The organism is Pseudoramibacter alactolyticus ATCC 23263, assembly GCF_000185505.1.
Lineage (GTDB): Bacteria > Bacillota > Clostridia > Eubacteriales > Eubacteriaceae > Pseudoramibacter > Pseudoramibacter alactolyticus.
In genome coordinates this window covers 2073237-2093922 of the sequence record NZ_GL622359.1, presented here as the reverse complement: position 1 = coordinate 2093922, position 20686 = coordinate 2073237, and the positions used below count along the sequence as shown (strand labels likewise).

20 protein-coding genes and 1 riboswitch are annotated in these 20686 nt (G+C 54.7%); of the genes, 10 read left to right on the top strand and 10 right to left on the bottom strand.

Annotation, left to right across the window (positions count from 1 at the left end; genetic code table 11):
• The first annotated feature begins 77 nt into the window (after positions 1-77).
• Entirely contained in the window at positions 78-680 is a 603-nt protein-coding gene (gene rbr, locus HMPREF0721_RS09995) for a rubrerythrin (protein WP_006599645.1), read from the top strand.
• A 98-nt stretch (positions 681-778) separates the two neighbouring features.
• Positions 779-931 carry a hypothetical protein gene (locus tag HMPREF0721_RS11940; protein ID WP_006599644.1) on the top strand — a complete coding sequence of 51 codons (153 nt, stop codon included), beginning with the start codon at positions 779-781 and terminating at the stop codon, positions 929-931.
• Positions 932-992: 61 nt separating this feature from the next.
• Here the strand turns inward: HMPREF0721_RS11940 and HMPREF0721_RS09990 are convergent, their stop codons facing one another.
• The 6 genes from HMPREF0721_RS09990 to HMPREF0721_RS09960 form a co-directional block, all read right to left on the bottom strand.
• Positions 993-1700 (bottom strand): hypothetical protein, encoded by a 708-nt coding sequence (locus HMPREF0721_RS09990; protein WP_006599643.1) that lies wholly within the window; start codon positions 1698-1700, stop codon positions 993-995.
• Between the two features lie 54 nt (positions 1701-1754).
• Positions 1755-2264 carry a nitroreductase family protein gene (locus HMPREF0721_RS09985; RefSeq protein WP_040640056.1) on the bottom strand — a complete coding sequence of 170 codons (510 nt, stop codon included), beginning with the start codon at positions 2262-2264 and terminating at the stop codon, positions 1755-1757.
• Between the two features lie 109 nt (positions 2265-2373).
• Entirely contained in the window at positions 2374-2730 is a 357-nt protein-coding gene (locus tag HMPREF0721_RS09980; RefSeq protein WP_006599641.1) for a hypothetical protein, read from the bottom strand.
• Positions 2731-2748: 18 nt separating this feature from the next.
• Positions 2749-3114, bottom strand: coding sequence for a hypothetical protein (locus HMPREF0721_RS09975; RefSeq protein ID WP_006599640.1), 366 nt, complete (start codon positions 3112-3114; stop codon positions 2749-2751).
• A complete protein-coding gene (locus HMPREF0721_RS09970) occupies positions 3068-3496 on the bottom strand; it encodes a tetratricopeptide repeat protein (RefSeq protein WP_040640055.1) in 429 nt (142 codons plus the stop codon). Before HMPREF0721_RS09970 ends, HMPREF0721_RS09975 begins: the two co-directional genes overlap by 47 nt.
• A gap of 459 nt (positions 3497-3955) precedes the next feature.
• Positions 3956-4966 carry a protein kinase domain-containing protein gene (locus HMPREF0721_RS09960; RefSeq protein ID WP_006599637.1) on the bottom strand — a complete coding sequence of 337 codons (1011 nt, stop codon included), beginning with the start codon at positions 4964-4966 and terminating at the stop codon, positions 3956-3958.
• A gap of 84 nt (positions 4967-5050) precedes the next feature.
• On the opposite strand from HMPREF0721_RS09960, the gene HMPREF0721_RS09955 reads away from it, so the two are divergent.
• Positions 5051-5491, top strand: coding sequence for a hypothetical protein (locus HMPREF0721_RS09955; RefSeq protein WP_040640053.1), 441 nt, complete (start codon positions 5051-5053; stop codon positions 5489-5491).
• A gap of 44 nt (positions 5492-5535) precedes the next feature.
• On the opposite strand, the gene HMPREF0721_RS11600 is transcribed toward HMPREF0721_RS09955, so the two are convergent.
• Positions 5536-7635 (bottom strand): enoyl-CoA hydratase-related protein, encoded by a 2100-nt coding sequence (locus HMPREF0721_RS11600; RefSeq protein WP_083798171.1) that lies wholly within the window; start codon positions 7633-7635, stop codon positions 5536-5538.
• A gap of 422 nt (positions 7636-8057) precedes the next feature.
• Between HMPREF0721_RS11600 and HMPREF0721_RS09945 the strand changes: the two genes are divergently transcribed.
• The 4 genes from HMPREF0721_RS09945 to HMPREF0721_RS09930 are packed head-to-tail and all read left to right on the top strand — an operon-like array spanning position 8058 to position 12774.
• Positions 8058-9509 carry an NAD(P)/FAD-dependent oxidoreductase gene (locus HMPREF0721_RS09945; protein ID WP_006599634.1) on the top strand — a complete coding sequence of 484 codons (1452 nt, stop codon included), beginning with the start codon at positions 8058-8060 and terminating at the stop codon, positions 9507-9509.
• A gap of 1 nt (position 9510) precedes the next feature.
• Positions 9511-10785 carry an NAD(P)/FAD-dependent oxidoreductase gene (locus tag HMPREF0721_RS09940; protein ID WP_006599633.1) on the top strand — a complete coding sequence of 425 codons (1275 nt, stop codon included), beginning with the start codon at positions 9511-9513 and terminating at the stop codon, positions 10783-10785.
• Complete coding sequence (locus HMPREF0721_RS09935; RefSeq protein WP_006599632.1) at positions 10782-11153, top strand: DUF1667 domain-containing protein; 372 nt, start codon at positions 10782-10784, stop codon at positions 11151-11153. The genes HMPREF0721_RS09940 and HMPREF0721_RS09935 overlap by 4 nt, the downstream gene beginning before the upstream one ends.
• A gap of 52 nt (positions 11154-11205) precedes the next feature.
• Positions 11206-12774: an FGGY-family carbohydrate kinase gene (locus HMPREF0721_RS09930; protein ID WP_006599631.1), complete on the top strand. Its 1569-nt coding sequence runs from the start codon at positions 11206-11208 to the stop codon at positions 12772-12774.
• 73 nt (positions 12775-12847) lie between these two features.
• Here HMPREF0721_RS09930 and HMPREF0721_RS09925 read toward each other — a convergent pair whose 3' ends face one another.
• Together HMPREF0721_RS09925 and HMPREF0721_RS09920 are read right to left on the bottom strand one after the other, a co-directional pair.
• On the bottom strand, positions 12848-13828 hold the full coding sequence (locus HMPREF0721_RS09925) for a sugar-binding transcriptional regulator (RefSeq protein ID WP_040640052.1): 981 nt from the start codon (positions 13826-13828) through the stop codon (positions 12848-12850).
• Positions 13829-13967: 139 nt separating this feature from the next.
• The gene (locus HMPREF0721_RS09920; RefSeq protein ID WP_006599629.1) at positions 13968-15290 is read right to left on the bottom strand and encodes a RuBisCO large subunit C-terminal-like domain-containing protein; all 1323 of its coding nucleotides are present in this window, start codon (positions 15288-15290) and stop codon (positions 13968-13970) included.
• Positions 15291-15479: 189 nt separating this feature from the next.
• Here HMPREF0721_RS09920 and HMPREF0721_RS09915 point away from each other — a divergent pair, with 189 nt between their 5' ends.
• From HMPREF0721_RS09915 to HMPREF0721_RS09905, 3 genes are all read left to right on the top strand, one after another.
• Positions 15480-16781 (top strand): sn-glycerol-1-phosphate dehydrogenase, encoded by a 1302-nt coding sequence (locus HMPREF0721_RS09915; RefSeq protein WP_006599627.1) that lies wholly within the window; start codon positions 15480-15482, stop codon positions 16779-16781.
• A gap of 73 nt (positions 16782-16854) precedes the next feature.
• Entirely contained in the window at positions 16855-18366 is a 1512-nt protein-coding gene (gene xylB / locus HMPREF0721_RS09910) for a xylulokinase (RefSeq protein ID WP_040640051.1), read from the top strand.
• A 31-nt stretch (positions 18367-18397) separates the two neighbouring features.
• Complete coding sequence (locus tag HMPREF0721_RS09905) at positions 18398-19024, top strand: histidine phosphatase family protein (RefSeq protein ID WP_006599625.1); 627 nt, start codon at positions 18398-18400, stop codon at positions 19022-19024.
• Between the two features lie 59 nt (positions 19025-19083).
• Here HMPREF0721_RS09905 and HMPREF0721_RS09900 read toward each other — a convergent pair whose 3' ends face one another.
• Positions 19084-20508 carry an alanine/glycine:cation symporter family protein gene (locus HMPREF0721_RS09900; RefSeq protein WP_006599624.1) on the bottom strand — a complete coding sequence of 475 codons (1425 nt, stop codon included), beginning with the start codon at positions 20506-20508 and terminating at the stop codon, positions 19084-19086.
• 44 nt (positions 20509-20552) lie between these two features.
• Positions 20553-20656, bottom strand: a riboswitch (glycine riboswitch).
• Positions 20657-20686 lie beyond the last annotated feature (30 nt).

Below are 20686 nucleotides of genomic sequence, written 5' to 3'. Positions count from 1 at the left end.
CGCCGCCGCCGGCAAATCGTGTTATAATAAAGGCATCATTCCGTAACCATGATGCACAAAAAGAAGGAGGTCCACACATGGGAAGACTCAAGGGAACCCAAACCCTGAAAAATTTAATGCAGGCTTATGTCGGCGAATCGCAGGCGCGCAACCGCTATACCTTCTGGGCGTCTAAAGCGAAAAAGGAAGGCTTCGTCCAGATCCAGAACATCTTCTTGGAAACCGCCGCCAACGAAAAAGAACACGGCGAAGTGTTTTACAAATACATCGCCGAAAGCGAACTGACCGGCGGCGAAGCGCTCACCGTTCCGGTGGACGCTGAATTTCCGGTGGCCATGTCCGCCTCGACCTATGACAATCTGATGAATGCCGCAGCCGGCGAAAGGGAAGAATGGTCCGAACTCTACCCGACCTTTGCCGCCGTCGCCAAAAAAGAGGGCTTCGACGATATCGCCGAAAGCTTTATCCGCATCTCGGTGGCCGAACTCGCCCACGAGACCCGCTACAAAAAACTGGCCGACAACCTGAAGACCGGCAGGGTCTTTAAGCGCGAGGGCGACGACATCAAATGGAAGTGCGGCAACTGCGGCTACATTTTTGAAGGGCCGGAAGCCCCGGAAACCTGTCCCGCCTGCAAGCACCCCCGGTCTTATTTCGAACTTTTTGTCGAAGCTTATTAAAGCATTGAAACGTCTCCCCGCGAGACGTTTTTTATCATTCCTCCCCTTTGCCCCAATACCGCTTCCAAGCATAACCATCCAACCGAAAGGAGACGTCTATGCATTTGAATATCCACGCCGACGATCAGGCCAAACAGGAAAGCTCTCACCTTGAACTGGAGATTTCGACCGCAACCATCGTCACGACCACTGCGCTGACCTGCGCCGCCTTCACCGCAGTGATGATTATCCACCTGCTGACCCGCGATTGAGCCTTCTTATGACGCAAAAAAGAACGCCTCCCGCGAGACGTTCTTTTTTAATGGACAAGCCTCAAAACAGCCACTGAGCCAGATGAACCCCGTCGGCCCCGCCGTTTTGCAGACCCTCGAAGCAATAGTGGCAATAGCAGACGACCTTCGCGTTTCCAAAAACTTTGCAGTAATCCTGCATGATGGCCCGCTGCTCCTCCGGGCTATGAGCCTCAAATTTTCCGGCAATATCCCGGGCATAGTGTGCGGGTGCCAATCTCGGATTGCGGGGCGGCTGCGGCCGGTAAAGGGAATTGCCGCAAAAATCCGTCTGCTCCCGGGCCTTCGGCGCCTCTGTCCACCGCACATGCATCTTGCCTAAAATGCTGCGGATGGCTTCCTGCTCGGCCGGGCGTTTGCGGGAGCGCCAACAATCCTGCAGCACCGCCGGCCTGCCATGAAAATCCGGGAAATCAAAATCAGGATCGGCCGCAATGGCTTCCCAAATTGAAAACACGCCCACTGCCGACTTGGTCTCTTCGATGATGTTCAGGCAATTGTGACAGATGGAATAAACCGCATCCCCCGGCCCAAAATCGGCGCAGTGCGGCAGCGCCTGCCAATTCCCGCGATAAGCCGGGTGCATGCGCGTTTCAAATTCGTGAACTTTATACCCCGGCACACAGCAGCGCACCGTCAACATGCCCCGGCGTCTTGCATAGGCCTGAATCTTGTCGCTGAGTGCCGGGTGCTTTTCGGTAAAGACACAACTGGCAATATAGTATTTCATGGCGTTTTCGCCTCCTTTTGAGCCTCGGCAGCCTCCGCTTTCGGTGGTCTTCGCTTACAAAGTTTTAACCACCGCTTCCCGGGCTTTGCGCTCGCTGTGACGCGAGGCCGGAGCCGCGCCTGCCGCAGGGACACCCACCGGAAAGATGGCCACCAATTCATAATCCGCCATCTCCGGGCACAGCGCCTTGAGTTTGGGCGCATCAAAATTGCCCACCCAGGTCGTGCCCAGGCCGGCATCGGCCACCGCCAGCATCAAATGGGTGGCCACAATGGTCGCGTCCACCTGCGCAAAGTTAAAACCGTCTTCTTTTGTCCAGGCGTCCGACGGCTTGCCCCCCACCACAAAGAACAGACCGGCGCCAAACGTGCACTTCGTCACTTCGTGAATTTGGGCCCGGGCCGCTTCGCTCTGCATCACCCAGATGCGATAGGGCTGGTTGTTTTTAGCCGTCGGTGCGGCCGTCGCCGCGGCGAGCAGCACTTCGACCTGTTCTGCCGGAATCGGTGTGTCGGTCAGCTTCCGGCAGGAATAACGTTTTGTTGCCAAATCTGAAAAATTCATCATGAACCTCCTCATGCGTATTTGATTTTAATTATATCACCCTTTCTTAAACTTTAATGCAATCAAAAAGTCGGGCTGTCTGCCCGACGTGGTTGCTTTTAATGATGCATTACTGAGCCGCGCGATTTTTGATCAGAGCGACGATGGCCAGCACGGCGCAAAGCGCGCACCAGCCGGCCCAGATATAAAGATCGCCGTAGCTGCCGGCCCCCGCAAACCCGGTCAACGCCGCGATGCCGAAGAGCACGATCAGCGCGATGCTGCCGCCTTTTTTAACGCTGCTCCGCGTCGCGATGGACACAATGCCCCCGGCCAACATCAAAATGGCCAGGAGCACGCCGGCCGAGCCGCCGACTTCGCCGTTCGCCTCCAGCGCATTGCCCAGCCCCGCGGCGCAGGACTGAAACAAAACGAATAAAACCAACACAATCGATAAAATTCCCGATACTAATTTCCAAATTTTCATAAAATCACCTTTCCTTTGCTATTTTAATCCGGCCTGTGCCTTTGAAACCACTTTGTCGTTTTGGAAGGTCACGGACATGCTCGCCCCGGGATATTCCCCTTCCCAATTATATATTTTGTCGTTGACCGTCACCCCCACCGCCGATGCATTGGCCGAAGCCTGTTCGGTGCCGTCAAAGCCCATGATCGCCTTCACCTGGGCATAGCTCATGTTGTTTTGGATCCGATTGTATTTATCCAGTGTGGCAACGGGCTTTTCCTGCGCTTTTGATGCCGACTGCGTCTGGCTGCTCTCCGATGCCGTGCTTTTTGACGCGCCGCTCTTCGCGCTGCTTTTTTTAGAAGGCGAGTCCGAACCGCCGCCGGCCGCCGCGACGACGATCACGAGAAACAGCGCCACCGCCCCGAGAACAATCCACAGGGTCTTGCCCTTTTGTTTGGCACCGCAATAGGGGGCACACCTTGGCGCTTTTCGGAATCGCCTGACCGCAGGCCCTGCAGGTTTTGACCTTGCCCGCCGGCTGCGCGCCGGCCGAAGCCCCCGGCCGCGGCGCCTGCGTTTGAGGCGGCGCCCCGTCCAGATCCTCCAAATCGAATGTGACGGCCGCGCTTTTGGCCATGACATCCAAACGTTTTTGAGCATCAAGCGCTTCTTTGGTCCCCGGCATGCGATCGATCACCGCCTGATAAAACCGCCTGGCCTTTTCATCCTGCCCCGATGCCGCATACTCTTCGGCTCTCTCCAAAACATCCTTAACTGTTGCCATTTTCTCCTCCCGAATGTAATAGGTTACTTCCATTATATATATATTCAAGTGTTTTTTAAGATTTTTTCATATCCGGCTTTATTTAAAAGGATATAAGGCGGCGGTCGGCTTTTGGTGTGCTCGCTGCACACAAAATCAAAAACGGCGGCCGACCGCCGCTGCACGCAAACAAAAAACAGCGGTCTTAGCCGCTGCTTTGTCTTTCGGCAATCCCAGGCCGCCTCAGTGAACGGCCACATCCACTTTAAAGGTGATCACGCCCTCGCCAGACGCGCCGACCGCCAGCTCGGGATAGTCAATGCTGCGAAAGTATCGCCGAAACCGCTGCCGCATCCCGTCACCCCGAGCGCCATCACCGCTGCCGCGATCCTAACGGCGAGCCATCTTGTCCATTTTTTACCTTGCCTTATTTTTATCCCTCGGCTATCGGCGGATTTTGGTTCGCCGGCTACGCACAGATTAAAAAATGATCGCTTCCAAAAGCACCAGCCCCACAAGGCAGATGAACAGCGCCGCCGCGCCGTAGCCCAAAACGGCGAGAAGCCGCCGCCACCAAACCGCACTGCTGCGCCAGGGCAGCCGCCGGGTTACCGGCAGCCAGGCAAAAATCGCCTCGAGCATCACGAGCAGCGCGACCATCAGCCCGACGCGGTTAAACCACAAATGTCCGGCCGTGTGGACGTTGTCAAAGGTCGACACGCAGGCCACGGCAATGCCCGACGCATAATAGGGCAGGGCTGCCGCCAGCTTCATCGGCGTAACCGCCGGCCGCGGCAGCGACCGCCGCCATCGCCGCCGCCGAATCGCCGCCTGCAGGGCCGCCACATCCGGATAACGGTCCTTCGGGTCCATCTGCGTGGCCTTGGCGGCAATTTTCTGCCAGCTGCGCCTTTCGGGAAAGAGGACGCGGATCAGCATCCCCACGCCGAACACATCGGTGCGCATGTCCGATGCCCCAAAGCCGTATTGCTCCAGCGCCGCCACCCCCTCGGTGCCCAGCAGCACCGTGTCCCGCGCTTCGCCGGCGCGCACCTGCTTGGCCGCATCGTAATCCACCAGCACGGCCCGCCCTTCCGGCGTCACGATGATATTCGCCGGTTTCACATCCCGGTGCACAATGGCCGGGCTGGCCTTGTGCAAAAAAATAAGTCCGGCACAGACATCTGCAAGCACCCGCGCCTTCGTCTGCGGATCCAGCGCCGGCAGGCAATCGGCCAGGCTGCGGCCGGCCGCATAGGCTTCAATCACGGTCAGGCTGCCGTCATCCTCCCGCCAATAGCTTTTGACCCGGGCCAGATTCGGATGCGGATGGCGCTTTAAATAGGCATAGACGGCCTCGTTATAGATCCGAAGCTGCTTTTGCAGCAAAAGCTCGTCGGTTGTCTCGTCGATGAGCAGCGTTTGCCCCGTCGCCTCAAAATGATATAATGGTTTGTAAAAAGATTGTTCGCAGCGCGTTCGCCTGTCCATCGCAATCCCCCGTTTTCTTTTTTCAGCCGCTTCTTCGCCGCGCAGCCGTCTGAATGCTTTTTATTGTAGCACCAGGAGATGCCCATGTCCAAACCGCCTTTATTCAAACCCACCGCAGAACTGCTCGATATTTTAAAGTCGGCCCAGCACACCGATACCCTCGAGACCTATCTGGACGATCTGGCCGAAGGGCACGGCTCCTTTGCCGATTATTACACCGCACTGCCGGCTGTGCGCGCGCTGAGTCCCCGCACGCTGATCGCGCGCAGCGGCATTGAGCGCACCTACTTTTACCAATTGGTGAACGGGCGGCGCCGGCCCGGCCGGGACAAAATCATCGCGCTTTGTCTTGCGGCCCGGCTTGACCTGACCGCGACGCAGCGCGGCCTTGAAATCGCCCAGGCCGGCGTACTTTATCCCAAAAACCGTCGGGATGCCATTTTGATTTTTGCTGTCAGAAATCACCTGAATGCCCTTGAAGTCAACGATCTGCTCGATCAGTTTGGCGAAACGCTGCTGGGATGACAAAAACAGGCGGCGTTACCAATGGTAACGCCGCCTGTTTTGTTTTATTCATCTTCCGGAATCAAACCAGCCGCTTTTGCCTCCTTCGTCAATTGTTCTCTGAAATCCGGGTGTGCAATCGCGATCAATGCTTTGGCCCGCTCTTTAATGGGTTTGTTGTACAAATCGGCCACACCATATTCCGTCACCACATACATCACGCAAGAACGCGGCGTCGTCACGGCCTGTCCCGGGGGCAATGTGAGACTGATCGTCGAGCTCACGGTGCCGTCTTTCTTTTCATTGATCGATTTCAAGCACAGGAAGCTTTGTCCACCTTTGGAAATCGAGGCTGCCAACACATAATCGAGCTGCCCGCCGGTACACGAAAATTGTTTGTGTCCGATGGATTCTGATCCCACTTGTCCTGTCAGATCAACCATCAAACAGGAATTGATAGAGACAAAGTTATCCTTTGCCCCGGCCACCGAAGGAATGTTGACATAGCTGATGTCGCCCAATTCCGGCACCCCGGATTTGCACCAATCGTAAACCTCATTAGACCCCAGACCGAAACCGCCGAGCACACGGTCGCCGTCGATAACCCCTTTTTTATAAAGATACGCCATGGAATCTGTCAGCATTTCCGTGTGGACGCCAATATGTTTGCGATCGACCAGCGAATAAGCGATTGCATTTGCAATGCCGCCCAGCCCAACCTGCAGTGTGCAACCGTCTTTGATATATGGGACAATATAAGACGCGATTTTTTCATCGATCTCGGTAACCGGCGGCTGTTTGAGTTCGGCCAGCGGATGGTCGCAGCGGCAAATGGCGTCCACATTCCTGACGTTGATATAACTATTCTTGCCACGGACTTTCCCTTGATACTTATTGATCTGAACAATTTTTTTCGTCGCGTATTCCGCCACCATGCCATCCCAGGCCACGCCGATAGGCCCATAATACATATTGCCGTCTTCATCCGGCTCGGACACTTCGACAAAAAGCGTGTTAACGTGATACTCATCGCGCATGGCCGGTCCGGACTGGGAGAAATGAACAGAGTTAACCGCCGTATTGCCCTCTTTAAACATTTTCCGTTCCACCGGGCCAAAGAAGAAGGAGTGCCCGTTCAGATGGCCTTTAAATTCTCCGGACATATAGCGGTGCGGCTGGCAGGCCAGGCAATTGATGACTTCAACATTTTCTAATTCATCTTTGCGGTCCGCCAGGGCATCCAACATTTGAATCGGGTTGTTGCAGAAAGCGCCAACCCACAATACATCACCGCTTTCAATAAAACCGGCCGCGTCTTTGACATCCATGAACTTAGCGTCGTAAGCAGCTTTCCAATTGTCCGGCGCTGGCGCTTCCCCCTTAAACTGAGCTTTCCGTTTTTCTATGAAGGCCCGAACGCCTTCTTTAAAATCAGCCGAAGCCGCACATTCATGCTGCGCCGGTACTTCTGCTTCTTCCAGAAAACGTTGATAGTCGTTAAAACTTGCCGCGTAAATTTCACGCTTAATGTTTTTATAGGACAGCAGCGGCCCCTTTGTCAATTGATGGGCTAATGCCATCGTTTCTGTATCCAGGGCTTCCTTCGGGACAACCTTGTAGACAATCCCCAGCTCTTTGGCTTCTTCAGCCGATAAAGGCCGGCCGGTTGCACAAAGCTCCATCGCACGTTTTTCACCCAATTGTCTGGCCAGCAGATACGCGCCGCCCGTATCCGGCACCAATCCGAGATTGACAAAAGCCATGATAAATTTAGCGTTGTCTGCGCACACAATAAAATCAGCGGCAAGCGCCAAACTGGCGCCGGCGCCGGCCGCAGCGCCGCTGACCGAGGCAATCATCATTTTACTGGATTTTTTGATCGCCACGGCAATCTGATCGACTTTAACGTTTAAATCATCAATATTGACGGAATCTCCCGCTTCTATCAGTTTATAAAAATAATCGATGTCGCCGCCAGCGGAAAAAGCCTTTGGCAATCCCTTTAAAACGATCACTTTAACAGCGGCATCCTTTTCTGCCTGGTCCAACGAAAAAATCAATTCATCCGCCATTTCCTCATCAATGGCATTGATGTTTTCAGCGTAATTCATCGCAATAACCGCAATGCCATCGACGATATCGTAAGAAATTTTCTGCAGTTTCATTTGATCCTCCCCATTGTCTCTCATCAAATTGCCAAAATCTTATTCTACCCTCCCTTCGCAATGAAGTATAAGTTTATTTTATTTATATTGTAATCCTTTTACATCTTCTCAACCTTAATTTTCGTAGCTTATTAAGTTTAAATTTATTTATTATTCTTTTAAGTTATTGCAACTTAAACTGTCATTTCCTGATACACCCTCCACAAAATCACCGGTAAGCAATATTAATGAATTCCGCCCATTCAGCCATCGCCAATAGCGGCCTAAAAATCGACCGAATATACTTTCCAAAACCGTTGGATCCTGCTTTAATGCTCCTATTCATCCGAACAAACTATTGAAAAATCTTTCGATATTTCAACTAAAAGCGTCTACGATTACAATATCAATTAAGAAGACTTTATATAAGGGAGGTGTGTATCATGCTGGATATCGTTATCATCGGTGCCGGTGTCACCGGCTGCTGTATCGCCAGAGAATTATCCCGATACCATGCAAAAATCTGTGTTCTCGAAAAAGGGGATGATGTCGCCTCCGGCACATCCAAGGCCAACAGCGGTGTTATTCACTCCGGATTCGATGCCAAGCCCGGCACCCTGATGGCCAAGCTCAACGTCGAAGGCAATCGGCTCATGTGGCAAAGATCCGAGGAACTCGATTTTCCCGTTAAACAAAACGGCGCCCTGGTAGTTTGCACGGACCCGACAGAGCGCGATCATCTGGATGTGCTGCTGGATCAGGCGCATCAAAACGGCGTGCCCGACGTACGCATCCTCGAACGGGATGATGTTCTCGCCATGGAACCCAATCTGACCGATAAAACCGTGGCTGCCCTTTATGCACCCACCGGCGGTGTCATCAGTCCCTTTGGGCTCGCCATTGCCATGGGCGAAAACGCCAATGTCAACGGTGTCGACTTCCGATTCGAAACCGAAGTCACAAAGATCACGCCGACGGCGGATGGTTACCATTTGGAAACCACCCAGGGGCCTATCGAAACCAAGGCTATCGTCAACGCAGCCGGGGTTTATGCCGATGTCTTTCACAACATGGTCAGTCAGAAAAAAATCCATATCACCGCGCGCAAAGGGGAATATCTGCTGTTCGATAAGGCCCTCGGGCACGTCTTCACAGCTTCTGTTTTCCCGCTGCCCGGCAAAATGGGCAAGGGCATCCTGACGGCGCCAACCATCGACGGCAATCTTTATGTCGGGCCGACGGCCAACGACGTTGACGACAAAGAAAGCGTCAACACCACCCCGGATATTCTGGATCTTTTGGTCGAAAAGGCCGAAACCGCTCATCTGTGTAAGCTGGATCTGCCGCTTAATAAAATTATCACCTCCTTTGCCGGCCTGCGCGCCCACGAAGATCATCACGAATTTATTGTCGAAGAGGCGCCCGACGCACCGTTTTTCTTTGATGCCGCCGGCATTGAATCGCCGGGACTCACCAGTTCTCCCGCCATCGGCGTGATGTTGGCCGAAATGATCCGGGAACGCATGCAGCTGAGCGCGAAGGAAAACTTCATCGCCACCCGAAAGGGCGTCACAGACTTCGGTGCATTAAGCGATACGGAGAAGCGCGCTAAAATTGCCGAGGATCCATCCTTTGGTCAGATCGTCTGCCGCTGCGAGATGATCACAGAAGGGCAGATTAAAGAAGCCATCCACAGGCCGCTGGGCGCCCGTTCAATGGATGCCGTCAAACGCCGCACCCGCGCCGGCATGGGCCGCTGCCAGGCCGGGTTCTGCACCCCGAAAACGATGGCACTGCTGGCCCAGGAGTGGGTCATTCCCATCACAGCCATCACCAAAAAGGGCGGCCGTTCCCAGATGCTCGTCGGACACACCAAAACATTTGCGGAGGCATAAAATGAAGGCAAAACAGATTGTGATTATTGGCGGCGGACCCGCCGGACTCGCCGCTGCAGACGCCGCCTGGCAGGCCGGCGCCAAGGATATTCTCATCGTCGAAAGGGATGAGCGTCTCGGCGGCATCCTCAATCAATGCATCCACAACGGCTTTGGGCTCCACACCTTCAAGGAAGAGCTCACCGGGCCGGAATATGCCAAGCGTTTTGAAGACCGCATCGCCGATGAGCCGGGAATCGAGGTCCTGCTGAACACGATGGTCGTCGACATCAGCGCCGGCCGACAGGTCACCTGCATGAATCGGACGGACGGCCTGTTTACCGTCGATGCCGGCGCGGTGATTTTGGCCATGGGCTGCCGGGAACGGCCGCGCGGGGCCCTCAATATCCCGGGCTATCGCCCGGCAGGCATTTATACCGCCGGCACAGCTCAGCGTCTGGTGAACATGGAGGGGCTGATGCCCGGCCGCAAAGTGGTCATCCTCGGGTCCGGCGACATCGGGCTCATCATGGCCAGACGCCTGACCCTCGAAGGCGCTGATGTGCAGGTTGTCGCTGAGCTTATGCCCTTTTCCGGCGGCCTCAAGCGCAACATCGTTCAATGCCTGGATGACTACGACATCCCCCTCAAGCTCAGCCACATCGTCATCGATATCCGCGGGCGCGAACGGGTGGAAGGCGTCACCCTGGCACAGGTGGACGAACGCCTCAAACCCATCCCGGGCACAGAAATCAACTACGCCTGCGACACGCTCCTGCTCTCCTGCGGGCTCATTCCCGAAAACGAACTTTCGGAAAAAATCGGCGTCACCATGGGTGCCGGCAACCACGGTCCCGTGGTGGACGAAAGTTTTGAAACCAGCGTCCCCGGCGTCTTTGCCTGCGGCAACGTGCTTCACGTTCACGATTTGGTGGATTACGTTTCAGAAGAAGCGGCTGGCGCCGGCCGCCACGCTGCAGCCTTTGCCGCCGGCCGGCTTCGCCCCGGCGGGCCCAAGGTTGAGGTCGTCCCCGGCGAAGGCCTCACTTACACCGTGCCCATGCACATCGATCCTTCCCGCGTCCAGGATCACCTGACCATTCGTTTCCGTGTGCGCGATGTTTATCAAGATCGCGCCGTCTGCCTGTATTTTGACGATGCGTGCGTCCGGCGGCGCAAGAAACGCATCATGGCCCCCGGCGAGATGGAACAGATCCAGATCAAGGCGGATGGGCTCCCGAAAGATCTGAAGGCCATTCGCATTGCCATCGAAAAAGCATCAGGAGGTTCACGATGACAACGACAGAAAAAACCGTTACCTGCATCAGCTGCCCCCTGGGCTGTCCGGTCACGGCCACGATCGAAGGCGGCATCGTTACCGCCGTTCACGGCAACACCTGCCCCCGGGGCGAAGCCTATGCCCGCACGGAAGTCATTCATCCGATGCGCATCGTGACGAGCACGGTTCGCGTGCTGGGCGGCGAGCTGCCGGTGGTCTCTGTGAAAACCGCCGGCGAAATCCCCAAGGAAAAAATTCGCGCCTGCATGGCGTCCCTGCAGCCTATTTGTGTGAGCGCTCCGATTCGCGAAGGTCAAATCATTCTGCCAAACATCGCACACACCTCGGTCGATATCGTCGCTACCAAAGATATCGCCGCCATATAGCATCGGCACGGTCCAGCGCATTCAAGTCACCCAGAGACAAAGGAGAACAAAAATGGCTGAAAAAAGATATGTTGTCGGTGTCGACATGGGCACCACCAGCACCAAAACCGTCGTATTTAATTTTGAAGGCGAAGCCATGGGCTATGGTCAAAAACTGAACCCGCTGATCTATCCCGGTGTCGGCCGCGTTGAATGCGACGGCCCTTCGATGATTCAAACCCTTTATGACACCTGCAAAGAGGCTGTCGCGAGCAGCGGCGTCGATCCAAAGGAAATCGCGGCGGTCAGCTTTGATATGTTCCGCTGCACCATGGTCACCCGCGATAAGAACGGCGGCTTCACCACGCCGATTATCATCTGGCAGGATCTTCGCGGTGCAGAGATGATGCCGGCCATGGAGCGCATGCTCGCCGATCACGGCATGACCACCGACGATCTTTACGATCTTTGCGGCATGCCCCTCGGCGGCGTGAACCCGTCCACCAAACTGCAGTGGGTCAAAAAACACCTGCCCGAGGCCTACGGCAACGCCGTCCGCATTCACACCATGATGGGGCTGATGACCAAAGCCTTCGGCGCCGAAGATTATTACGACGATATCGACGATACGCCCTGGCTGCAGCTCAACGGACAGGATTTTCAGTACAGTGACAAGCTCTGTGACGCTTTTGATGTGGATAAAAGCAAGCTCGCCCCTTTAAAACGCTGCGGTGAAATCATCGGCGAGGTTTCCGCCGACGTGGCCGAGAAAACCGGACTGGCCGTGGGCACGCCTCTGGTCATGGGTACCGGCGATCAGCAGATCGGCTGTCTGGCCAACGGCTGCATTCCAGAAGGCATCGGTTATTATTGCGGCGGCACCGCCGGTATCGCCGCCGGCAAATCCATGCAGTTTCTGCGCGATCCCAACCGCAAATGTTATGTGCTCGGCACGCCGGACGGCGGCTACGTGATGGAAGGTCAGGCCAACGCCGCCGGGTCCGCGTTCAAATGGTTCCGCACCGAAATCTGCAAATCCGAAGATATGGCCGCCCAAACCATCGGTATGAGCGTTTATGATTTTCTCACCCACGAAGCCCGAAAATCGTTGCCCGGCTCCAACGGCCTCTTTTTCCTGCCTTATCTGCAGGGCGCCAATACCCCGCATTATGAAGCCAATGCCCGCGGCACGCTCACCGGCATGACCTTTGCCCACACCCGTGCCGATATCGTTCGCGCTGTGATGGAAGGAATTTGCTTTGACGCCCGGGATATGCTTGACGCCATGGTGGCCGGCAATGTGCCGGACTATCAGACGGTCCGGCTTTCCGGCGGTATCGCCCGTTCCGATTATTGGTGTCAGATGCAGGCGGATATTTACAACCGCCCCTGCGAAACCGTTGCCGAAGAAGAAGCCACCGCATTGGGATGTGCCATGGTCGCAGCCGTCGGTGCCGGCGTTTATCGCGACTTTAATGAAGCCGCCGACCATATGGTCAAAGTCACCAGACACTATGAACCCAATTCCGACACGACTCAGCGTTATGAGGATGCTTATCAGGCGTGGCATCAGGTTTATCACGGTCTTTCCGGACAGGCTTTCAATGCCGTTAAGGATTATCAGGAAAAATACCGCAATTAATGGTCAAATGGTCAAACCCATGACAAAAAAACAGGTGTTTCCAAATGGAAACACCTGTTTTTTCTTCCTATGCTCATGCGACGAACTGATTCAGCAGTCCCTTGGCCAAAAATTGATCAATGATTAACACATCAACCAACTGACCATTAAGCAGTGCCTGAATTGAAGTCACTTTTTCTGTCCCTGAAGCAACCACAATTTTCGTCGGGATCCGTCGGTAAGCATCCAAAGAGATCGAATACGTCCGGTCTTTTAAATCCGTATCGCATTCGCGCCCGCTGTAATTAATAAAGCGCAGCAAAATGTCACAATAAGCCTGATTTTGAATCAGTGTTTGCAATTCGCCTTCTTTCAGATATTGGGTGGTCGCCAAAAGCGAACGCACTTCCGGATAAAAAGAGCCAACACCGCTGACAGAAATCGTGATGCGGCCAAAAATATCCTGAATTTTCCGATAATGATCTGTTTTTCGAAGGATATCCATTTCTTCCCGGGTTAACAATCCGCTGCGCTTAATCGAAATATTCTGCCCGTCAAAGGCCATTGCCGCCCGTTTAACCAGCGTCTGCACCGCCAATTTGGGATCACAGTCCGCAATGCTGCCATGCAAGGTCACAATCTTGGCTCCCTTGCGCCGGCAGGGATTCAGATATTGGATCAAATGATACATCGTTCCGCCCCAAGCCAAACCGACAATATCCTCGTCTGTGATCATCCGCTGCAAATAACGCGCACCCTCCAAAGCCACTTGTTTTTTAACCGCGGCTAAATCCGGCACCTGGCCTTTCTCCGTATCGATCGGCGACACCAACACGTCCATTAATTGGTATTTTTGCTGAATGGTCCGCGCGAGTTGGATGCATTCCAGCGACGGCTGTGCCATTTGAAAGGTGATGATCTGTTCTTTTTCTGCGCGCTTTAACAATCGCGATACGGTTGACTGCGAAATGTTGATTTTTTGAGCAATGCATGCCACCGCTTCCCCTTCGTAATAATATCGGTAGGCCACCTCATTAACCAGACAAGTCGATTGGTTATACACTTCGCTTTTCATAAAACACTCCCCCATCTGATTCTATTTACTTTATTATAATGCATCGCCCTTAATTTACAACGCAAAAAATCAAGCGCAGCCCCCGTTGGACTGCGCTCGATCTTTTAGCTTAAAATGTCAGATGCACTCGATTTGATCTTTATCCTTTCAGATCAAAGATCCCGCCTTTGGCTTCCTCATAAATTCCCCAAGCATCAATCGCCGCCTTCAATTCTTTATTTTCCGGTTTTTCAGCGGCATCCTTCAAGGCGATACCGTTCATCACCTCATCGATGCCCTGACGGAAAGCTCTGGCACCGGCTGCCGGTCCCATCGGGTGGCCATGAATAGCGCCGCCGGCCGCAATCATCACATCGTTGCCGAACTTTTTAATCATATCTTCCAGATGACCTTGGGTGGTGCCGCCGCCCGGCATCGGGAAGACGGGCTTGATATGGCCGAGGGGCTGCAGCATCTTGTAGCCGACCGAGATAAAGGTATCCATCTGCATCGGGAACTTGCCATAAGGCGTAAGCGCGATAATCATATCGGTTCCGGCAATTCGCGGCAACACTGCGCCGATCAGATTGGCACTCATGCCGGACCATGGCGATTCATAAACCGCACCGGTATAATCCGAGTGTCCTAAAATCGGCACGTTGATGCGATCGTCCTCGGCCAGCATTCTCGTCGCGTCAAGACCGACGGTATTATAATTAACCAGCAGGCAATTGGCGCCGTTTTTAATCGCTGTCAGCGCATTATCGATCAATTTTTCCGTCCGGTCGGTAATGTTAAAGGCGTACAACGTCTTTTCCCCTTTTTTCTGATCCGCTTTGGTGATGGCTTCCATCACTGCCTGCACGCGGTCTTCCAGCGGGCAAAAATCCGGATTGGCGCACAGTTCGTCGTCTTTGATGATGTCGACGCCGCCGACTGCCGCTTCATACGCCAGTTTGGCTGTTTCCTTCGGACTCAGGCCGATGCAAGGCTTAATCATATTGTTGAGCAGCGGCCGATCTTGAACGCCTAAGAGATCGCGAATGCCCTGAACGCCGAATTTCGGCCCCTTGAATTGGCCCAAGAACGTTTTCGGGAATTCCAAATCCAGCAGCTTAACTTTGCCGGAACTGGAAATATTCCCAATCACCGTCGAAAGCATCATGGCAAACGAGGGCCCGAAGTTGGTCGCCGGGAATGCCACTCTTAAAATGAAATGCCGCTCCGTCACGTCTTCCGGAATCCCGCATTGATAAGCCGGCGCCTCATAAACGCCGATGATGCGCGCCATCGCCCGATCCCGCACTTCTTCCGTTTCGCCGGGAACCTTCAGCCAGGTGCCGCAGCTTTGTTCGACCGCCATGGCCGCCCCGAATTTTAACGCATTGGTGTTGCGGCCGGTCGCACAGTAATACGTTGCAATGACATAATGATCATCTCTCAAATTTTCCGGATATTGAACAGCAATTGGATCGATATACATTTTGTCTCCTTTGTTTAATATCTCCGCACATAATTGCGCTTTTTCTGTTTACCTTTAATTATAAAAGCTTCATCGACAACATCAATATCGAAAGTATTTTCGATAGGGCTATAGAAATTTTATTCAATATGGGCGGGCATCCGCTCCCATGATAAAATACATTAATTAATTGAGGAGGATTATCTGCGCATGAATGTACAAGATTTACTTCAGAAAGATGCCTTCCTATGCGACTGTGGTCGCAAACACCACAGCGACACGAGGATCCTGCAAGTGGGCGATGCCGCCATCTACGATCGGATTCCCGGAATGCTCGGCGGCATTCGCCGGGTGCTCGTCATTTCCGACGGCAATACCCGCCCGCTGTGCGGTGAAAAAGTGATCGCGGCGCTGGCGGGCGCTGGCATCACGGTGGATGAAGCCTTTTTTAATCAAACGGATGTTTTAATTCCCGACGAGGCAACCATTGCAAAGGCGGAGGCCTGTTTCTGCGCAGGCACCGGGGCTGTTATCGGTGTTGGATCCGGGGTGATCAACGACCTGAGCAAATACATCGCTTTTAATCATCAGGTACCCAGTATGATCGTCGCGACCGCCCCGTCGATGGACGGCTTCGCTTCCAGCGGTGCCGTGATGATGCTCAAAGGGCTGAAGGTCACCTGTTCCAGACGGGCCCCGAGATGGATCGTCGCCGATATGCATGTGCTGGCGGGCGCCCCCATCGACATGATTCGTTCCGGCATCGGGGATCTTTTGGGCAAATTTTCAGCGCTCAGCGACTGGAAATTGGCCACCCTGATGAGCAGCGAACCCGCATGCCAGATGATTTATGATCTGGTCGAGACCGAGACCAATGCCTGCATCGATAATATTGATGCCATCATGCGGCGCGACCCCGCCGCTATCGGCCGCTTGATGGAAAGTCTGGCCATTGTCGGCATCACCCTCGCCTACCAGGGCAGTTCCCGTCCGGCCTCGGGATCCGAACATTTAATTTCCCATTTCTTTGAGTTAACCTGCGTTAAAAATCATCTGCCTTATTTTCCCCACGGCATTGACGTTGCCTATTCGGCTGTCGTTTCGGAAATGCTCCGCAAGCGGTTGGCAGAGGAGGATCCGGCCACTTTCGCCTTCCGTTTCGATCGGTCCGCCTGGCATCGGGGACTCGTGCGATGTTTCGACGATATGGCCCCGGAAATTGAAGCCATGCAGAACAAAAATGCTACCTATGCCACGGACCGCTCCGGCTTTATCCGCGACCGCTGGCCCACCATCCGCTCTTATTTAAAGCAGACGCCCGGTGTCGCCTTCATGAAAAAAATCCTGGGCAAGGCCGGCTACAACCTTGAAGATTTTAAAGCGATGTACGGCTTGGATAAAATCAGAGACGCCGTGCGCCATGCCAGCGACATCAAGACCCGCTACACCTTGCTTGCACTTTTAAGCGATACCGGAAAACTGGAAACCTACGCAAAAGAACTGACCCTGTAATATCCGGGCCATGGCCCGATATAGTTCAACCATCCTTTGTCGGCTTTCATTTTATGGAGAAGAGGAGAAAAAAATGAAATACTTTTTAGGATTGGATCTCGGCACCGGCGGTATTAAGTCCGTCTTGTTTGACCAAAACGGCAAGGAAATCACCTTTGCCCTTCAGGAATATCCCTTGTATCAGCCCTACAACGGCTGGGCCGAACAAGAGCCTGAAGATTGGTACAACGCCGCCGTCGCGACGATCCGAAAAGTGGTTAAACAGGCTGACGTTCCGGCCGAAGCCATCATCGGCATCGGCATCGCCGGCCAGATGATGGGCGCCGTCCTGCTCGACGGCAACGGCGAACCGCTGCGCAAGGCCATTCTCTGGAATGATCAGCGCACCGGCGAAGCCACCAAGGCCATGGCCGAACGCGTCGGCGCGGACCGCATGCTCAAAGTCACCTGCAACCCGCCGCGGGAAGGGCTCACCGCTGCCAAAATTTTCTGGGTCGAACAAAACGAACCGGAAGTTTTTGCGCAAACAGCCCACATTCTTTTGCCCAAAGATTACGTTCGCTATCGCCTGACCGGTGAATTCGCCACGGAAGTGTCGGACGCATCTGCCACCCAGCTATTGGATACCCCGGGACGCTGCTGGTCAGACGAGATGATGGCCGCCCTCGACATCGCGCCGGGCATGCTGCCCAAGGTTTATGAATCCTATCAGATCACCGGCACCCTCAGGCCCGAAGTGGCCCGTGCCGTCGGCCTGTCGGAGAAAGTGGTCGTTGTCGGCGGCGCCGGCGATAACGCCGCGGCATCGGTGGGCACGGGCGTCGTCGCCGCCGGCCGCGCGATGACCACCATCGGCACCTCCGGTGTCGTCTTTGCTTTCACCAACCGTCCGGCGCTGGATCCCAAAGGCCGGGTTTACACGTTCTGCACCGCGGTTCCCGACGCCTGGCACATGATGGGCCTGGTCAATTCGGCGGGCCTTTCCCTCAAATGGTGGCGCAATGGTTTCTATCCCGACGACGAAGACTATCTTCAGATCGACAAGGAAATTGCCAAATCCCCCATCGGCGCGAACCATCTGATCTATAATCCCTATCTGATGGGTGAAGCTTCTCCCTATTGGGACGTCAACGCCCGGGGATCGTTTGTCGGCCTGTCCGCCATTCAAACCAGGAAAGACCTCACGCGCGCCGTAATGGAAGGGATCACCTTCGCGCTGAAAGAATCGATGGATATTTACCGGGAAATCGGCGTTGATCCCAAAGTGATGCGCATGTGCGGCGGCGGATCCAAAGCGCCGATCTGGCGCCAGATGATGGCCGATATCTACAATATTCCGGTGGCGCTGCCGGCCGGCGTTTCCGAAAATTCCGCCGCACTTGGCGCTGCGATTCTTGCCATGGTGGGCACCGGGACTTATTCGGACGTGCCCACAGCCTGCGACCAGATTGTCTCCCTTCGGGACGAACAATACCTGCCGAATTCTGACGCGTCGGCCAAATACGAAAAGCTTGCGAAAATTTACCGCAAGGTTTATCCGGCCCTTCAGGATATTTACCGCGACCTCCGGAACCTCGAGCTCTGATCTTTTGCGCCAACCATCACGGAGAGACCTCATGACCACCACCTTATACCTTATCCGGCACGGCGAAACCTATGAAAACCAAAACCACATCTTTCAGGGCGTGCTCGATACCAAGCTCACGCCGCTGGGCCTGCGCCAGGCCGACGCCCTTGGTGACTATTTTAAGCGGATTGCCTTCGATGCCGCCTATACCAGTCCGCTGAGCCGGGCGCGCGATACCCTGACCGGCGTTTTAAAGTATCACCCGGATATCGCGCCCATCCTGCGGGATGACCTGCACGAAATTGAAGGCGGCGCGCTCCAGGGCTTGACCTTTGCCGAGTGCAACGCCCGATTTGACAACATTCTCAATACCTTCCGCGATGAGCCTTCGGCTTTTGCCCCGCCGGGCGGCGAAAGCATTCCGGAAGTTTATGTCCGCTTCACCGCGGAAATCCTCGCCCTGCTGAGGGCCAACCCCGGGCGCACCATCGTCGTCGTCTCCCACGGCACCGCCATTCAAACCTGGCTGGCCTATGCCAAGGGCCTGCCCGCCGACCGCATCGCCTTCGATTTTCTGCCCAACGGCTCGGTCAGCCAATTTGCTTATTATGATGACGGCCGAATCGAGACGGTTTATATCGGGCGCCTGCCGGAATCGGACGCAGGCGTCAAATAGAATGCACACAAAGAAAGCCTGAGACAAAATCTCAGGCTTTCTTTGTTTATGTGTCAAAATTATTTTGAACTCAAAATCCGGGGATCCTCCTCGTGTTTCAAGAAGGCGCGGGTTTCAGCCGCCACCACGCCGGACAGCGCCACCAGGGCGATCAGGTTCGGGAAGGCCATCAGCGCATTAAAGATATCCGCGATGGTCCACACCGCCTCCACCGTCATGAACGGCCCGATAAAAATCGCCAGCACATACAGCACGCGATAGGTCATCACCGCCTTGTAGTTGCGGTTCGACAGGTATTCCAGGCAGCGTTCGCCGTAATAATTCCAGCCGAGAATGGTCGTAAAGGCGAAGAACACCAGACAGATCATCAGCAGAAAGCTCGCCACCTGCGCCGGGAAGGGCAGCCCATGCTGGAAGGCGCGGATCGTCACGTCCACCCCTTCGAGGCCCTTGTTCCAGGAGCCGGTGAGAACGATAGAAAGGCCTGTCATCGTGCAGATCACGATGGTATCGATAAAGGTGCCCGTCATCGAAACAAGCCCCTGGCGCACACAGGATTTGGTCTGAGCCGCCGCGGCCGCGATCGGCGCCGAGCCCAGTCCCGATTCATTGGAGAAAATCCCCCGGGCGATCCCCTTTTGCATCGCCACGATCATCGCGCCCAGCGCGCCGCCGGCCATTGCCCGCAGGCCAAAGGCACTTTGCACCACCGTTACCACGGCCGCCGGAATGTGCGTCAGATGGGTGAGCAAAATGATAACGGTGCAGGCCACATAAGCCACCGCCATAAAAGGCACCACCACTTCCGACACCTGGGCGATGCGCCTGAGCCCGCCGATCACCACCAGCCCGACCGCAATGGTCAGAATGATTCCGCCGATCACAATCGACCAGGAATAATTGGCGCCGAACAAATGTACCGTGTGCAGATTCCTCGGATCGAAAAAGGTGTTGATCGCCGAAGTGATCCCATTGACCTGGGTGAATGTCCCGATGCCGAACAGCCCGACGCCCATGCCGAAGAAGGCGAAGATTTTCGCAAGCCAGGTCCATTTCTTGCCCATGCCGTTCTCAATGTAATAAAAAGGGCCGCCGAGCACGTGTCCGCGATCGTCGATGGTGCGGAAGCGAATGGCTAAAAGCCCTTCCGCGTATTTGGTCGCCATGCCCAAAAACGCGGCAATTTCCATCCAGAAAAGCGCGCCCGGACCGCCGGCCACAATGGCGGTTGCCACCCCGACGATATTCCCCGTGCCGATGGTGGCGGAAAGAGCGGTGCAGAGCGCGCCGAAACTGGTGACTTCCCCCTCACCGTCCGCTTCGTTTTTAAACATGAAGCGCAGGGCTTTCGGCAGGTGTTTGACTTGAAGAAAACCGAGTCGAAAGGTGAGTAAAATACCGACCGCCAAAATGAAAATAATCAACGGCAGGCCCCAGACGACCCCGTCAAACCATAAAAGAAAAGCGTTGAATTGATGAAACATTTGTTCCTCCTCACCATGATGTGAGAGTCGGGACGAAGTAAAAAAGGATTCACTCTGTCCGTTTGCCTGAGAGATCACGCGATCGCTTCAACCCGCGTCGCGCTTACACCTTCGGCGCCCATTTAAGGGACTCTCCAGAGCCTGTCAATCTTTAGGAAATTTTTAACAGTGCCCCTAA

Excerpts from the sequence above, each read along its gene's own strand:
- rbr (WP_006599645.1), top strand. The coding sequence starts at position 78 with ATGGGAAGACTCAAGGGAACCCAAACCCTGAAAAATTTAATGCAGGCT.
- HMPREF0721_RS11940 (WP_006599644.1), top strand. The coding sequence starts at position 779 with ATGCATTTGAATATCCACGCCGACGATCAGGCCAAACAGGAAAGCTCT.
- HMPREF0721_RS09990 (WP_006599643.1), bottom strand. The coding sequence starts at position 1,700 with ATGAAATACTATATTGCCAGTTGTGTCTTTACCGAAAAGCACCCGGCA.
- HMPREF0721_RS09985 (WP_040640056.1), bottom strand. The coding sequence starts at position 2,264 with ATGAATTTTTCAGATTTGGCAACAAAACGTTATTCCTGCCGGAAGCTG.
- HMPREF0721_RS09980 (WP_006599641.1), bottom strand. The coding sequence starts at position 2,730 with ATGAAAATTTGGAAATTAGTATCGGGAATTTTATCGATTGTGTTGGTT.
- HMPREF0721_RS09970 (WP_040640055.1), bottom strand. The coding sequence starts at position 3,496 with ATGGCAACAGTTAAGGATGTTTTGGAGAGAGCCGAAGAGTATGCGGCA.
- HMPREF0721_RS09960 (WP_006599637.1), bottom strand. The coding sequence starts at position 4,966 with ATGGACAGGCGAACGCGCTGCGAACAATCTTTTTACAAACCATTATAT.
- HMPREF0721_RS09955 (WP_040640053.1), top strand. The coding sequence starts at position 5,051 with ATGTCCAAACCGCCTTTATTCAAACCCACCGCAGAACTGCTCGATATT.
- HMPREF0721_RS11600 (WP_083798171.1), bottom strand. The coding sequence starts at position 7,635 with ATGAAACTGCAGAAAATTTCTTACGATATCGTCGATGGCATTGCGGTT.
- HMPREF0721_RS09945 (WP_006599634.1), top strand. The coding sequence starts at position 8,058 with ATGCTGGATATCGTTATCATCGGTGCCGGTGTCACCGGCTGCTGTATC.
- HMPREF0721_RS09940 (WP_006599633.1), top strand. The coding sequence starts at position 9,511 with ATGAAGGCAAAACAGATTGTGATTATTGGCGGCGGACCCGCCGGACTC.
- HMPREF0721_RS09935 (WP_006599632.1), top strand. The coding sequence starts at position 10,782 with ATGACAACGACAGAAAAAACCGTTACCTGCATCAGCTGCCCCCTGGGC.
- HMPREF0721_RS09930 (WP_006599631.1), top strand. The coding sequence starts at position 11,206 with ATGGCTGAAAAAAGATATGTTGTCGGTGTCGACATGGGCACCACCAGC.
- HMPREF0721_RS09925 (WP_040640052.1), bottom strand. The coding sequence starts at position 13,828 with ATGAAAAGCGAAGTGTATAACCAATCGACTTGTCTGGTTAATGAGGTG.
- HMPREF0721_RS09920 (WP_006599629.1), bottom strand. The coding sequence starts at position 15,290 with ATGTATATCGATCCAATTGCTGTTCAATATCCGGAAAATTTGAGAGAT.
- HMPREF0721_RS09915 (WP_006599627.1), top strand. The coding sequence starts at position 15,480 with ATGAATGTACAAGATTTACTTCAGAAAGATGCCTTCCTATGCGACTGT.
- xylB (WP_040640051.1), top strand. The coding sequence starts at position 16,855 with ATGAAATACTTTTTAGGATTGGATCTCGGCACCGGCGGTATTAAGTCC.
- HMPREF0721_RS09905 (WP_006599625.1), top strand. The coding sequence starts at position 18,398 with ATGACCACCACCTTATACCTTATCCGGCACGGCGAAACCTATGAAAAC.
- HMPREF0721_RS09900 (WP_006599624.1), bottom strand. The coding sequence starts at position 20,508 with ATGTTTCATCAATTCAACGCTTTTCTTTTATGGTTTGACGGGGTCGTC.